General features: G+C 70.4%; 12 protein-coding genes. 6 read left to right on the forward strand and 6 right to left on the reverse strand.

All coding sequences use genetic code 11. From position 1 onward, the window contains the following. Positions 1-32 precede the first annotated feature (32 nt). Positions 33-389, forward strand: a complete 357-nt coding sequence (gene clpS / locus MCHT01_RS04730) for an ATP-dependent Clp protease adapter ClpS (protein WP_067062985.1) — start codon at positions 33-35, stop codon at positions 387-389. Continuing rightward, positions 386-2707 carry an ATP-dependent Clp protease ATP-binding subunit ClpA gene (clpA, locus tag MCHT01_RS04735; RefSeq protein WP_067062987.1) on the forward strand — a complete coding sequence of 774 codons (2322 nt, stop codon included), beginning with the start codon at positions 386-388 and terminating at the stop codon, positions 2705-2707. The genes clpS and clpA overlap by 4 nt, the downstream gene beginning before the upstream one ends. 146 nt (positions 2708-2853) lie before the next feature. On the opposite strand, the gene MCHT01_RS04740 is transcribed toward clpA, so the two are convergent. Continuing rightward, complete coding sequence (locus MCHT01_RS04740) at positions 2854-4200, reverse strand: epoxide hydrolase family protein (RefSeq protein WP_067063113.1); 1347 nt, start codon at positions 4198-4200, stop codon at positions 2854-2856. Between the two features lie 351 nt (positions 4201-4551). On the opposite strand from MCHT01_RS04740, the gene MCHT01_RS04745 reads away from it, so the two are divergent. Together MCHT01_RS04745 and ppk2 are read left to right on the forward strand one after the other, a co-directional pair. Then, on the forward strand, positions 4552-6168 hold the full coding sequence (locus MCHT01_RS04745) for an inorganic phosphate transporter (RefSeq protein ID WP_067062990.1): 1617 nt from the start codon (positions 4552-4554) through the stop codon (positions 6166-6168). Between the two features lie 25 nt (positions 6169-6193). After that, on the forward strand, positions 6194-7120 hold the full coding sequence (gene ppk2 / locus MCHT01_RS04750; protein ID WP_067062992.1) for a polyphosphate kinase 2: 927 nt from the start codon (positions 6194-6196) through the stop codon (positions 7118-7120). Between the two features lie 102 nt (positions 7121-7222). Here ppk2 and MCHT01_RS04755 read toward each other — a convergent pair whose 3' ends face one another. Beyond that, a complete protein-coding gene (locus tag MCHT01_RS04755; RefSeq protein WP_067062995.1) occupies positions 7223-8488 on the reverse strand; it encodes an MFS transporter in 1266 nt (421 codons plus the stop codon). Positions 8489-8681: 193 nt separating this feature from the next. On the opposite strand from MCHT01_RS04755, the gene MCHT01_RS04760 reads away from it, so the two are divergent. Next, the gene (locus MCHT01_RS04760; protein WP_067062998.1) at positions 8682-8927 is read left to right on the forward strand and encodes a suppressor of fused domain protein; all 246 of its coding nucleotides are present in this window, start codon (positions 8682-8684) and stop codon (positions 8925-8927) included. A 12-nt stretch (positions 8928-8939) separates the two neighbouring features. On the opposite strand, the gene MCHT01_RS04765 is transcribed toward MCHT01_RS04760, so the two are convergent. The 4 genes from MCHT01_RS04765 to MCHT01_RS04780 all read right to left on the reverse strand — a co-directional run bounded on the left by MCHT01_RS04765 (position 8940) and on the right by MCHT01_RS04780 (position 13570). Next, the gene (locus MCHT01_RS04765) at positions 8940-10886 is read right to left on the reverse strand and encodes an O-linked N-acetylglucosamine transferase, SPINDLY family protein (protein WP_084451841.1); all 1947 of its coding nucleotides are present in this window, start codon (positions 10884-10886) and stop codon (positions 8940-8942) included. A gap of 192 nt (positions 10887-11078) precedes the next feature. Next, positions 11079-11321 (reverse strand): hypothetical protein, encoded by a 243-nt coding sequence (locus MCHT01_RS04770; RefSeq protein WP_148661374.1) that lies wholly within the window; start codon positions 11319-11321, stop codon positions 11079-11081. A gap of 64 nt (positions 11322-11385) precedes the next feature. After that, positions 11386-12096 (reverse strand): response regulator, encoded by a 711-nt coding sequence (locus MCHT01_RS04775; protein WP_218017856.1) that lies wholly within the window; start codon positions 12094-12096, stop codon positions 11386-11388. Between the two features lie 109 nt (positions 12097-12205). Then, the gene (locus MCHT01_RS04780; protein WP_245643156.1) at positions 12206-13570 is read right to left on the reverse strand and encodes an ATP-binding protein; all 1365 of its coding nucleotides are present in this window, start codon (positions 13568-13570) and stop codon (positions 12206-12208) included. Here MCHT01_RS04780 and MCHT01_RS25425 point away from each other — a divergent pair. Beyond that, a partial coding sequence (locus MCHT01_RS25425; protein ID WP_084451843.1) for a hypothetical protein occupies positions 13554-13765 on the forward strand: 212 nt, incomplete at its 3' end. The two genes, MCHT01_RS04780 and MCHT01_RS25425, sit on opposite strands and share 17 nt — an antisense overlap.

Raw genomic sequence — 13765 nt, forward strand, 5'->3', positions numbered from 1 at the left:
TGGGGAGCTCCCGCTGTTTATAGAATCGGTTCATGTCCTTGCTTTCCCAACAATCCCCAGCGGGTCCCGGGGAGCCTCAGGTTCCGGACGATGGTGGCGCGTCCACCACGCTGGAGCGTGTCGCTCAGAAGACCGAGCCGCCGCGCCTGTATCAGGTGCTGATGCTCAACGACGACTTCACGCCGATGGAGTTCGTGGTGATGGTCTTGCAGGAGTACTTCCGCCATGACCTGGATACGGCCACCCAGATCATGTTGAAGATCCATCACGACGGTCGCGGCGTCTGCGGTGTATTCACCAAGGACGTGGCGGCCACCAAGGTCGAAATGGTCCTGGCGGCCGCAAGGCGCGCCGGACATCCTTTGCAGTGCATTATGGAGGCCGCATGATTGCGCAAGAGCTTGAAGTCAGCCTGCACATGGCGTTTGTCGAAGCACGCCAGCAGCGCCACGAGTTCATCACCGTGGAACACCTGCTGATGGCGCTGCTCGACAACCCCTCGGCGGCGGAAGTGCTGCGCGCCTGCGCAGCCAACATCGAAGACCTGCGCAAGTCGCTTGCGCAGTTCATCAAGGAAAACACCCCCACCGTCGGCGGGACCGACGAGGTCGACACGCAGCCCACGCTGGGATTCCAGCGCGTGATCCAGCGCGCGATCATGCACGTCCAGTCGACGGGCAACGGCAAGAAGGAAGTGACCGGCGCCAACGTGCTGGTCGCCATCTTCGGCGAGAAGGACTCCCACGCTGTCTACTACCTGCACCAGCAGGGCGTGACGCGTCTGGACGTCGTCAACTTCATCGCCCACGGCATCAAGAAGAGCGAGCCGCCCGAGCCCCCCAAGGGCCCGGAAGGCAACGGTGCCGAGTCCGAGCGAGAGGAGGGCGAGGGCCAGGGGCAGGGCGGCGGCAAGGGCAGCCCGCTCGAGCAGTTCACCCAGAACCTCAACCAGATGGCCCGCGACGGCAAGATCGATCCGCTGATCGGCCGTGAGCTGGAGGTCGAGCGCGTGGTGCAGGTGCTGTGCCGCCGCCGCAAGAACAACCCGCTGCTCGTCGGTGAGGCCGGCGTGGGCAAGACCGCGATCGCCGAGGGCCTGGCCTGGCGCATCACCGAAGGGCAGGTGCCTGACGTGCTGTCCGAAGCGGTGGTCTATTCGCTGGACATGGGCGCGCTGCTGGCGGGCACCAAGTACCGCGGCGACTTCGAGCAGCGCCTGAAGGCGGTGATCAAGCAGCTGAAGGACCAGCCCGGCGCGGTGCTCTTCATCGACGAGATCCACACCCTGATCGGCGCCGGCGCGGCGTCAGGCGGCACGCTGGACGCGAGCAACCTGCTCAAGCCGGCGCTGTCCTCGGGTCAGCTCAAGTGCATCGGCGCGACCACCTTCAGCGAGTACCGCGGCATCTTCGAGAAGGACGCGGCACTGTCGCGTCGTTTCCAGAAGATCGACGTGAACGAGCCGACCGTGGACCAGACGGTGGAGATCCTCAAGGGCCTGAAGTCGCGCTTCGAGGAGCACCACAGCGTCAAGTACGCGCTGGGCGCGCTGCAGGCGGCGGCGGAGCTGTCGGCCAAGTACATCAACGACCGTCATCTGCCCGACAAGGCGATCGACGTGATCGACGAGGCCGGTGCCGCGCAACGCGTGCTACCCAAGAGCAAGCAGAAGAAGACCATCACCCGGGCCGAGGTCGAGGACATCGTCGCGAAGATCGCGCGCATCCCGCCGGCGTCGGTGTCGTCGGACGATCGCGGCAAGCTCAAGAGCCTGGACCGCGATCTCAAGAGCGTGGTCTTCGGTCAGGATCCGTCGATCGACGCGCTGGCCGCGGCCATCAAGATGGCGCGCTCGGGTCTGGGCAAGCCGGACAAGCCGATCGGCTCCTTCCTGTTCAGCGGCCCGACGGGCGTGGGCAAGACGGAAGTCGCCAAGCAGCTGGCCTACATCCTGGGCATCGAGCTGATCCGCTTCGACATGTCCGAGTACATGGAGCGTCACGCCGTCAGCCGCCTGATCGGCGCGCCTCCGGGGTACGTGGGCTTCGACCAGGGCGGTCTGCTGACCGAGGCGATCACCAAGAAGCCGCACGCCGTGCTGCTGCTGGACGAGATCGAGAAGGCCCATCCGGACGTCTTCAACGTGCTGCTGCAGGTCATGGACCACGGCACGCTGACCGACAACAACGGGCGCAAGGCCGACTTCCGCAACGTGATCATCATCATGACCACGAATGCGGGCGCGGAGGCGATGACCAAGTCCACGATCGGCTTCACGACCAAGCGCGAGCAGGGCGACGAGATGGCCGACATCAAGCGCCTGTTCACGCCGGAGTTCCGCAACCGTCTGGACGCCATCGTCAACTTCGGCGCGCTGAACGAGGACATCATCCTGCGGGTGGTGGACAAGTTCCTGCTGCAACTGGAAAGCCAGCTGGCGGAGAAGAAGGTCGAGGTCACCTTCAGCGACGCGCTGCGCAAGCACCTGGCGGCCAAGGGTTTCGACCCGCAGATGGGCGCGCGGCCGATGCAGCGCCTCATCCAGGACACGATCCGTCGTGCCCTCGCGGACGAGCTGCTCTTCGGTCAGCTGGTCGACGGCGGACGCCTGAACGTGGACGTCAACGACAAGGGCGAGGTCCAGCTGGACATCACCCCGCTGAAGAAGGACAACAAGCCCAAGGCCGAGCCGGCGACGGCCGATTGATGGCGAAAGGGGCGCCGGCCTCGGTCGGCGCGGAATGAAAGAACGGGTGGCTGCGGCCACCCGTTTTGTTTTGGCGCGCCGCCCAGCTGGGACCGGCGCGACGACCGGCGCGGATGTCGAGGCGACGCGCGCCGGTCCGGTCGGCCTCAGCCGCGCAGCGGCTTGAAGGCCTTGCGCATCTCCGCCGCGAACAGCTCCGGCTGCTCCCAGGTGGCGAAGTGGCCGCCCTTGTCGACTTCATTGAAGTAGTAGAGCGACGGATAGGCGCGCTGGGTCCAGCTCTTGGGGGCGCGATAGATCTCGCCGGGGAACACCGTGACGGCGACCGGCACGGTGATCTCGGTCGTGTGCTGGTGCGCCGAGCTGAAGTTGTTGTTGTTGTTCTCCCAGTAGAAGCGCGAGGACGCGGCGCCGGTGTTGGTCACCCAGTACAGCGTGAGGTCGTCCAGGATCGCGTCCCGGCCGAGGATGGCCTCGGGGTGGCCGCTCGGGTAGGTCCACTCGAAGATCTTCTCGTAGAGGAAGGCGGCCAGCATCACCGGCGAGTCGCACAGCCCGTAGCCGATGGTCTGCGGCCGCGTGACCATCAGCGCGCCGTAGGCGGCGTTGCGGCCGAAGAACTTCGCCAGCGTCTCGAAGGCCAGACGCTCGTCGGGTGCGAGGCCCGCCGGCGGCGCGTCGCCGCTGTTGATGCCCTTGACCAGTTCCGGCGGCACGGTGGGCGGCATGTTGACGTGGATGCCCAGCAGACCGGCCGGCTTCTGCCGCGCCAGCGCGTCGGACACCACCGAGCCGTGATCGCCGCCCTGCGACACGTAGCGCGTGTAGCCCAGGCGCTTCATCAGCACGTCCCAGGCCTTGGCGGTGCGGTCGGGACCCCAGCCCAGCTCGGTCGGGCGGCCGGAGAAGCCGTAGCCCGGAATGGACGGGATGACCACGTCGAAGGCGTCCTCGGCGCGGCCGCCGTGCGCGGTGGGATCGGTCAGCGGGCCGATGGCCTGGACCATCTCCAGCACCGAGCCCGGCCAGCCGTGCGTGATCACCAGCGGCAGCGCATCGGGGTGGCGCGAACGCACGTGGATGAAGTGGATGTCGACGCCGTCGATCTGCGTGATGAACTGCGGCAGCGCGTTGAGGCGGGCCTCGACCTTGCGCCAGTCGTAGGACGTGCCCCAGTCGCGGCACAGCGATTGCAGCGTCGCGAGCTGCACGCCTTGCGAGGTGTCGCGCACGGTCTCGCGATCGGGCCAGCGGGTCTTGGCCAGGCGCTGACGCAGATCGGCCAGGACCGCGTCGGGAATGGCGATGCGGAACTCGCGGATCGAGTCGTCGCCCGGCGCGGCGGTGGCCGCGTCGCTGGGGCCGGTGTAGACGGACCGGTGGCCCGCCGCGGCGCCGGTGGCCGCGCTCGCCTCGGTGGCGAACTGCAGCAGACCGAGGCCGGAGGCCCCGACGAGCGCGGAGCTGGCGAGGAACTGGCGGCGGCCCGGCATCAGGCCGGCGGGGGCGGACGCCTGCTCGGCGTGGCGCGGGGTGGTCGGATCGGACATGGGATCTCCCTGGATCAATGTGAACGGCTCATCGCGTTCGGGCTCGCCGCACCGGGATGGGGCGGCGGTCTGGTGGGGAGCGATGACACCAAAGAAGCCGGGAAGCGCCCATCCGACGAAGGGTTGGGCACCCCCTACCAAAGGTTGCCCTCGGCCCGGGCGCCGGCCGGGCGGGCCCCTGGCTTTCCCCGATCCGGGGGACGGGCGCGGACCGAGTCACGACGCCGTCACGGCGGGCTCGAATGATGGCCGCTCCCTCTCGACAAGCGCCGGTCCGCCGCCGGCGACGCCACCATGGACACAGGTCTCACTCCCGCCGACGTGGCCGCCTCGCCCGCCGGCGGCAAGCCGCATCTGGACGCGAAGAACGGGCCGCTGGTCAAGCTGCTCTTCCTGGCGCTGCTCGCGCTGGGCCTGGCCTTCGGCGCGCATGCGCTGTACCAGGACGTGATGGACGCCGGCGTGACGCCGTCCAGCTGGTTGCCCCTGCTGCTGCTGGGCGTGGCGCTGCTGATCGCGCTGGGCTTCGAGTTCGTCAACGGCTTCCACGACACGGCCAACGCCGTGGCCACGGTGATCTACACCCACTCGCTGCCGCCGCACGTCGCGGTCGTGTGGTCGGGCGTCTTCAACTTCCTGGGCGTGCTGGTGTCCAGCGGCGCGGTGGCCTTCGGGATCATCTCGCTGCTGCCGGTGGAGCTGATCCTGCAGGTCGGCTCGGGCGCGGGCTTCGCGATGGTCTTCGCGCTGCTGATCGCGGCCATCCTGTGGAACCTGGGCACCTGGTGGCTGGGCCTGCCGGCCTCGTCCTCGCACACGCTGATCGGCTCCATCATCGGCGTGGGCGTGGCCAACGCGCTGATGCACGGTCGCGACGGGACCAGCGGCGTCGACTGGGGCCAGGCGATCAAGGTGGGCTGGTCGCTGCTGCTGTCGCCGCTGGTCGGCTTCGGCCTGGCGGCCCTGCTGCTGCTGGTGCTGCGCGCCGTCGTCAAGAACCGCGAGCTCTACGAGGAGCCCAAGGGCAACAAGCCGCCGCCCTGGTGGATCCGCGGCCTGCTGGTGCTGACCTGCACCGGCGTGTCCTTCGCGCACGGCTCCAACGACGGCCAGAAGGGCATGGGCCTGATCATGCTGATCCTGGTCGGCACGGTGCCCATCTCGTATGCGCTGAACCGCGCCATGCCGGTCGACCAGATGACCCAGTTCGCCGCGGTGGCGCAGGTCACGCAGGCCTCGATCACCCGGATCGCGCCCGGCGCCGCGCCGGCCGATCCGCGTCGGGTGCTGTCCGACTACGTCCGCACCAAGGCCCCCACGCCCGAGCTGCTGCCCGCGCTGGCCGCGGTGACCGGCAGCATCGGCGAGCAGGTCCGGTCGCACGGCTCGCTGCGCCAGGTCCCCGCGACCCTGGTGGCCAACGTGCGCAACGACATGTACCTGGCCTCGGAGGCCATCCGCTTCGTCCAGAAGGAGCCCTCGATCGCGTTCGACGCCGACGGCCGGGCCAATCTCGACGCCTTCAAGCGCCAGGTCGACGCGGCCACCAAGTTCATCCCGCTGTGGGTGAAGGTGGTGGTGGCGATCGCGCTGGGCCTGGGCACGATGGTGGGCTGGAAGCGCATCGTCGTGACGGTGGGCGAGAAGATCGGCAAGACCCATCTGACCTACGCCCAGGGCGCGTCCGCCGAGCTGGTGGCGATGACCACCATCGGCGCGGCCGACGCCTTCGGCCTGCCGGTGTCGACGACGCACGTGCTGTCCTCGGGCATCGCCGGAACGATGGCGGCCAACCGTTCGGGCCTGCAATGGGGCACCATCCGGAATCTGCTGATGGCCTGGGTGCTGACGCTCCCGGCGGCCATCGCGCTGTCGGGCTCGCTGTACTGGCTCTTCGTCCACCTTTTCTGATCCCACGGGATCGCGCTGGCAAGACATGACCCCTGAATATCAAGACGACCTGGTCGAGCGCATCCGCCAGGAACTGCTCGACGGCTACGACGAGGAGCTGGAGCTGGAGATCGAGGACCGCTCGGTCGACGAGGCGCTGCTGGGCATCGACCAGCCCGACGTCGATCCCACGACCGCGCATGCGGAGCGGCTGTCCTACTTCAAGAACCTGTTCCGGCTGCAGCGCGAGCTGGTCAAGCTGCAGGACTGGGTGCAGCACTCGCGACAGAAGGTGGTGATCCTCTTCGAGGGCCGCGACGCGGCGGGCAAGGGCGGCGCGATCAAGCGCATCACCCAGCGCCTGAACCCGCGCGTGTGCCGCGTGGTGGCGCTGCCCGCGCCCAACGACCGCGAGCGCACCCAGTGGTACTTCCAGCGCTACGTGCCGCACCTGCCGGCGGCCGGCGAGATCGTGCTCTTCGACCGGAGCTGGTACAACCGCGCCGGCGTCGAGCGGGTGATGGGCTTCTGCCAGGACGACGACGTCGAGGAGTTCTTCCGCTCCGTGCCGGAGTTCGAGCGCATGCTGGTGCGCTCGGGCATCACGCTGATCAAGTACTGGTTCTCCATCAGCGACGAGGAGCAGCACCTGCGCTTCCTGGGTCGCATCCACGATCCGCTCAAGCAGTGGAAGCTGTCGCCGATGGACCTGGAGTCGCGCCGCCGCTGGGAGGACTACACCCGGGCCAAGGAAGTGATGCTGGAGCGCACCCACATCCCGGAGGCGCCCTGGTGGGTGGTGGCCGCCGACGACAAGAAGCGCGCGCGGCTGAACTGCATCCAGCATCTGCTGGACCAGTTCCCGTACCACGAGGTGCAGCGCGCCGAGGTGCTGCTGCCGGCGCGCGAGCGGCACGACGACTACATGCGTCACCCGGTGCCGCCGGAGATGTTCGTCCCCGAGCGGTACTGAGCCTCGCCGGGCACGATGGCGCGCGGGCGTCCGCCCCGTCGCCCGATCGATCCTCGCGGCGCCTCGACGGCGCCGCGCCGCGCCGCGTTGGCGGCGCCGGGGTCAGGTCTTGTGGGCCTGGACCTTGGGCGGGATCCAGCGGCCGAGCATGGCCGCGGCGGCCAGCGCCATGACGCCGGTGGCGGCGATGCCGCCGGAGAGCGAGGCGCCGGCGATCAGCACCGACAGCAGCGCCGGCCCGCAGGAGCCGCCCACGTCCGACAGGAAGCGCCACACGCCGAGGAAGTAGGCGCGGCCGTGGCGGGGCGCGTGGTCGGCGCCCAGCGTCATGATCAGTCCCGAGCCGATGCCGTTGCCGACCCCCACGGCGGTCGCGGCCAGCAGCAGCGTCACGAAGCCCACGGTGAAGGGCATCGCCAGCATTGCGATGCCGATGATGAGCATGGACGGCACGGCGACCCAGCGGCGGCCCTTGACGTCCATGACGCGGCCCGCGGGGTAGAAGAACAGCATCTCGATCCCGCCGGAGATCCCGTAGATCAGCGATGCCAGCGCGGGCGCGAGCATCAGCTGGTCCGACCACAGCGGGATCACCGCCTGGCGCGAGGCGCGCACCGCGCTGACCAGCACCACGCCCAGTCCCAGGGTCAGGAAGACGCGGCGGTGATCGGCCAGGATGGTCTTGAACGAGACCGGCGCGGGGGCGGCGTGCCCGGCGGGATGGGGCGGATGGACCAGGTCCGGCAAGCGCGCGCCGATGGCGGCCGCGGCCAGCACGCCCACGATGCCCACGGCGAACGCGGCCGGCAGGCCGAAGGCGTGGACCGCGGCGGCGGAGAAGAACGGGCCGATGAACATGCCGATGCGCATCACGCCGCCCAGCGTGGAGAGCGCGCGGGCGCGGAAGGCGACCGGCACGGCCTCGGTGAGGTAGCTCTGGCGGGCGAGGTTGTAGACCGCCTGCGACATGCCGACCATGAAGCAGCCGGCGGCGAAGGGCACGAGCCCGTGGCTGAGGACGCTGAGCGCCATGCCCAGGGCGCTCCAGATGCCGGCGGCGACGATGGCCCAGCGCTCGCCCCAGCGCATGGTGATGATGGACGCGGGGATGTTGTTGAGCAGCGATCCCAGGCCGATCAGCGTGACGACGAAGGCCGCCATCGAGACCGAGGCGCCCAGGTCGCGCGCCATCAGCGGGACGATGGGGAGGATGGCGCCCTCGCCGAAGCCGAAGAGCAGCGAGGGCCCAAAGGCGGCGACGGCGATCTTGCGAAGCGAGAAGTTGGCGTCCGAGGTGGACGGCGCGCCGGGCGTGACGGGGGCGGTGGCATCGGGCGCGGCATCGGCCGGGGAGGGCTGGGACGACATGGGGTGGCGCCGCCGGGCTGCGACGGGTCTCGGGGGAATCCGGAATTGTCTCGCCGGCCCGGCGCCATCGGCGTTGCGCAAAGCGCATGACCCTGTCGTGACGACGCTGCGCGCACGTACGGCGCATGGCAGGTCGCGATGGCGTGAAGGGTCGGGCGCAGGGTGAGGCGATCTGGCCGAGAAGTACGACGGCATGACCGTGGAGCAGGTGCCGGTCGACGGCGGGAGCGTGAACCTCCTGATCGCCAAGGCGCGCGCGCCGCTGCCATCGGGCGTGGCGCTGCCGTCGGGCCGCATGAAGCTCCTCGTCGCGACGGTGATCACCGAGGAGGAGATGCGCTGGTCCATGAAGAACGGCCGCGGCGCCTTGCTCGACAAGCTGATCGCCGGCGGCGTGGGGCAGATCAGCCGGCGGGACCGGGCCAGCGTGGTCCGTTGATCCGGTCGCCGATCATTCAGGCGGCGTCCTCAGCGCGGTCAGGAAAGCCTGCTCCAGATGCGGCGTGAACTGCGCCGGATCGAAGAGCGGCAAGGCGGCGCGGCGCGCGATCAGCGCGTCGCGGTGCGCGCGCAGCGAGGCCGGATCGCGCGCGAAGCCGATGGCCAGGGCGATGTAGCGCTCCTCGCTGTCCGCGATGAACTCGGGCATGCCGGCCGCGGTCACCACGCTGGCGCCGACGCGGCCGGCGAAGGATCGGCCCTGGAGCGTCAGCACCGGCAGCCCCATCCAGAGCGCGTCGCTGGCCGTCGTGCCGGCGTTGTAGGGCAGGGTGTCGAGAAAGAGATCCGCCGCGGCCAGGCGCGCCAGATAGGTCTCCCGATCGCAGCGGTCCGCGAAGACCAGCTGTTCGGGCGCGAGGCCCAGGCCGCTCGCGTGGGCGCGCAGGTGGGCCGCGGCCTCCTCGCCTTCGCCCAGCAGCCACAGCACCGCATCGGGGCACTCGCGCAGGATGCGGGCCCAGACGGCGAACATCCCGGGCGTGATCTTGGCCGCGTTGTTGAAGCAGCAGAACACGAAGACCCCCGATGGCAGGCCCGCGGCCTCGCGGCTCAGCGGCGCGGGATGCGGGCGCTCGGCGTCGTTGGGCTGGTACCAGGGCAGGGACAGGATCCGCTCGTCGTGGAACGGGCGCGCCTCCTCCGGCACCAGCACCGGATCGGCGAGGACGAGGTCGTAGTGGGCCGAGCCCGAGGTGCCCAGGTAGCCGAGGAAGAGCATCTGCACCGGCGCGAGCCGTTTGGCGAAGAGGGCGCTTCGGGCTCCGTCGGTGTAGCCGGTCAGGTCGACGGCGATGTCGATGGACAGATCGCGGCAGGCGCGGCGGATCTCGGCGTCGGAGAGGTGGCCGACATCGAGGAAGGCTTCGACCGAGGCGCGCAGGCGCTGCTGCATGGGGTCGTCGACGGCCTCGCCGTAGTTGATCGCGGCGATCTCGAAGCGATCGCGGTCGTGGTGGGCGAGCACCCCCGCCATCAGGAAGGACACGGCGTGACTGCGGAAGTCGCGCGAGACATAGGCCACGCGGATCTTGCGGTCCGTCGGCACGCCGATCCAGGGCAGTCGCGGTGCCGGAGGCGGGAGCGTGACCCGGGCCCACAGGCGGGCGGCGACCTGCTGGCACGCGGGATCGTCCGTCAGGTGCTGCACGATGAGCGGCTGCGCCGAGGGCAGCCCTCGAGCGAGCTCGTCGAGGATCCGCCGACGTTGCGCGTCGAAGTCGCGCCAGTCGTAGACATGCATCGCCGCGTAGAGCCGCAGGCCGCGTTCCCAGGAGGTGCCGGGCGCGCGCGCGAGCACCGCGTCGAAGTCCGCGACGGCGAGCGAGAAGCGGCGCGCCTGCAGATGCAGGTTGGCGCGGTTGTGCCGCGCGGCCACGAGCGCGGGGTCCGCGGCGATCGCCGCGTCGAAGGCCTCGAGCGCGAGATCGGGACGGCCGGCGTTCTTGAAGATCAGGCCGAGGAGGCTGCGCGACTCCGCATACGCGGACGACCCGGCGGCGATGCCGTCGATGAGCTCGAGCGCCTCGCCGACGCGGTCCGATGCGTTCAGCACACGCGCGTGCTGGAGCTGGTAACGGCCTTCCGAGGGCGCGATGCCGCGCGCGCACTCGATGCCGACCAGCGCCGCGTCCAGCGCGCCCATCCGCTCATAGGAGATGCTCAGCGCGAGGAAGGCCGCGGCGTAGTCGGGCTGGCGCGCGATCGCCTGCTCGAAGGCGGCGACGGCGTCCTCATGCCGGTCCAGGGCCTGCAAGCTCACGCCCCAGTTGTGGCGCGCGACGGCACTGTCGGGCTGCAGCGCGATCAGCTGACGGTAGCTGGCCTCGGCCTCGATCCAGCGCTCCTCCTGGGCCAATCGGCTGGCACGGGCGGTGAGCTCGCGAGGGGACTCGTTCATGCGGACCGTTCGGGATGACAGCGATGGCGGATCATCGCCGAAGACCGTCGAAGCTCGATGTCCGTGATCAGACCTCGGTGGGTGGCAGGGGCTCGACCGACGCGAAGAGCGCGGCCGGCGTGGTCGGTTCGCCGAAGTCGAGCAACCGACCGCCGCGCTCGACGAAAGCGGACAACGGGGGCGATGTTCCCGTCAGCGGCCGAAGCCGAACCCGAAGGCCAAACCGAAGATGGCGGCGAACGCGCAGGCGCCCGCGGTCAGGAACAGCAGCCGTTGCCACCGGGTGCCCGGCGACGAAGCGTGGATCGCCGCCCACATCGCGGCGACGGCGGCGAAGCCCAGCGCGGCGGTGGGGCGTCCGCCGATGGCGGTGCTGATCGCCGCCAGCAGCCAGCACAGCGCCGGCGCCCAGCCCAGCTTTGATGGGTCGGTCATGAATCGCATCGGGTCCTCCCTGACGCGCCGGTCCGTGATCCGGATCTCTTGGCGCGGCCTCGCATCATCCCTCAAACCGGTAGCCGACCCCATAGATCGAACGGATGCGCTCGCTGCCGGCGCCGGCACGTTCGAGCTTGCGGCGCAGGTTCTTGATGTGGCTGTCGACGGCGCGGTCGGTGACTTCGCGGCCGTCGACGTGCAGCAGGTCCAGCAGCTGCGCCCGCGCGTACACGCGGCCCGGCTGCGCGGCCAGGATGTGCAGCAGCCGGAACTCGATCGGCGTGAGGTCCAGCGCTTCGCCGCGCCAGCTCGCGCGCCAGCCGGCTTCGTCGATGGACAGGGCCTGCGCGTCCGTCGTCGCGGCGGCGACCGCGGCGGCCGTCGCGGCTTCGTGCGCCTGGCCGCGACGCAGCGCGGCCTTCACGCGCGCCATGACCTCGCGCGGGCTGAACGGGTTCTTCGCGATGTAGTCGTCGGCGCCGAGCTCCAGACCCATCAGGCGATCCGACTCCTCGGCGCGCGCGGTCAGCATCAGGATGGGCACGGCGGAGCGCGCGCGCAGCTCGCGGCACAAGGTCAGGCCGTCGACGCCGGGCAGCATCAGGTCCAGCAGCACCAGGTCGTGGCGGCGCGCCGTCCACGCCGCGAGCACCTCGCGGCCGTCGGCCACGCACTCGGGCTCGTGACCGGCGGCGCGCAGGTAGTCGGCGAGCAGCGCGGACAGCTTGGGCTCGTCCTCGACCACCAGCACGCGTGCCGGCGCGACCGTCATCGGCATCGCGGTTCCGGCCGACGCCTCCGGGCGTCCCGGCGCCGGGAGCGTCGCTGGCGCGGTCGTGGCCGTCGAGGGCGGCGCGTCCGCCGGCGCGGTCTTGCGGTCGTCAGTCATGGACCGGCAGCTCCACGCGGATCCACAGGCCGCCGAGCGGCGAGGGCGTCGCCTCGATGCGACCCTCGTGCGCCTCGACGATGCGCTGGCAGATCGACAGCCCCAGCCCCGATCCGCCACCGCGCCGGCTCCGCGAGCCGTCCACGCGGTAGAAGCGCTCGAAGAGCCGCGGCAGGTGCTCGGGTCCGACGCCCGGCGCGGTGTCCTGCACGTCGACCACCACCACCCGACCGCTCCGCCGCGCGCTCAGGCTCAGCGATCCGCCGGCATCGGTGTAGCGGCAGCTGTTCTCCAGCAGATTGCCCAGCAGCTGGCGCAGCCGGCGCTCGTCGCCGAAGACGGGCAGCGGCTCGTCCGGCAGGTCCAGCCGCAGCGTCAGCCCGCTGCCGTGCAGCCGCTCGCCGAAGGCGCCGGCCGCGACGCCGATCAGCGCGCCCAGGTCGACCTCGTCCTTGCGATAGGCGAGCCCGCCCACGTCGGCCAGCGACAGCTCGTGCAGGTCCTCGACCAGCTTGTGCAGCACCGCCACCTCGCCCTGCAGCGAGCGCAGCGACTGCGCGTCGGGCTGGCGCACGCCGTCCTCGATGGCCTCGAGCTCCCCGTGCAGCACGCCCAGCGGCGTGCGCAGCTCGTGCGACACGTCGGCCATGAACTCGCGTCGCATCGCCTCGTTGCGCTGCAGGGTCAGCGCGAGCTGGTTGAAGTCGCGTCCCAGTCGCGCGAGGTCATCGTCGCCCCGGCCTTCGGTCACGCGGACCGCGAAGTCGCCGGCGGCGAGCCGGTGCGTCGCCGCCGCCACCTGACGCACCGGCCGCAGCAGCCGACGTGTCACCCACGCCGCCACGCCGCCCGCCAGCAGCACCGCGGCCGCGCCGACGATCCACACCGAGCGCTTCTGCGCGTCGTAGAAATGCTTCTCCGCGCCCGGACTCACCGATTCGATCGGGGTCAGCGCCAGCCAGCCCACCGTGAGGCCGTCCACGATGATGGGCCGCTCGATCGCGTGCTGGGCCTGCTCCGCCGTCGGCGGATAGCCGGCGATGCGCTCCCGGTTGCTGTCGAAGAGCGTGAAGCGCCGCGTCGCGCCGGTCAGCTCCGCCGGGCCGTGCTTGGCCTTGAGCGCCAGCATCTCCGCCTCCGGCACCAGCGGCCGCAGCAGCCGGCCCCACAGCTCGGGCTTCTCGCGCAGGAAGTCCCAGCTGCCGCCGTTGTCGCGGTAGCCCGCCGTCACGCTGGTGCGCGCGAGCTCCAGGCGGCTCACGGCCTGCTCGTTCAGATAGCCGATGAAGTCGCGGTTCAGGTTGACGTGAGAGAACACGCCCATCGCCAGCGCCACCGCCATGGCGGTCGAGAACACGGCGGCGAAGAGCCGCGCGGTCAGGTTCAGGCGCGGCACCGGCAGTCGCGACCATCGACGACGGAGGCGCTCCGTCGGCGTCGCCGACGCGCCGGCCGAGGTCGACGCCGATGCCGATGCCGATGCCGATGCCGATGCCGATGCCGATGCCGAGGCCGAGGCCGAGGCCGAGGCCGAGGTCGAGGTCGAGGTCGA

This window comes from Mitsuaria chitosanitabida ATCC BAA-476 = NBRC 102408, from assembly GCF_001598255.1.
In the GTDB taxonomy this organism is placed as follows: Bacteria; Pseudomonadota; Gammaproteobacteria; order Burkholderiales; family Burkholderiaceae_C; genus Roseateles; species Roseateles chitosanitabidus.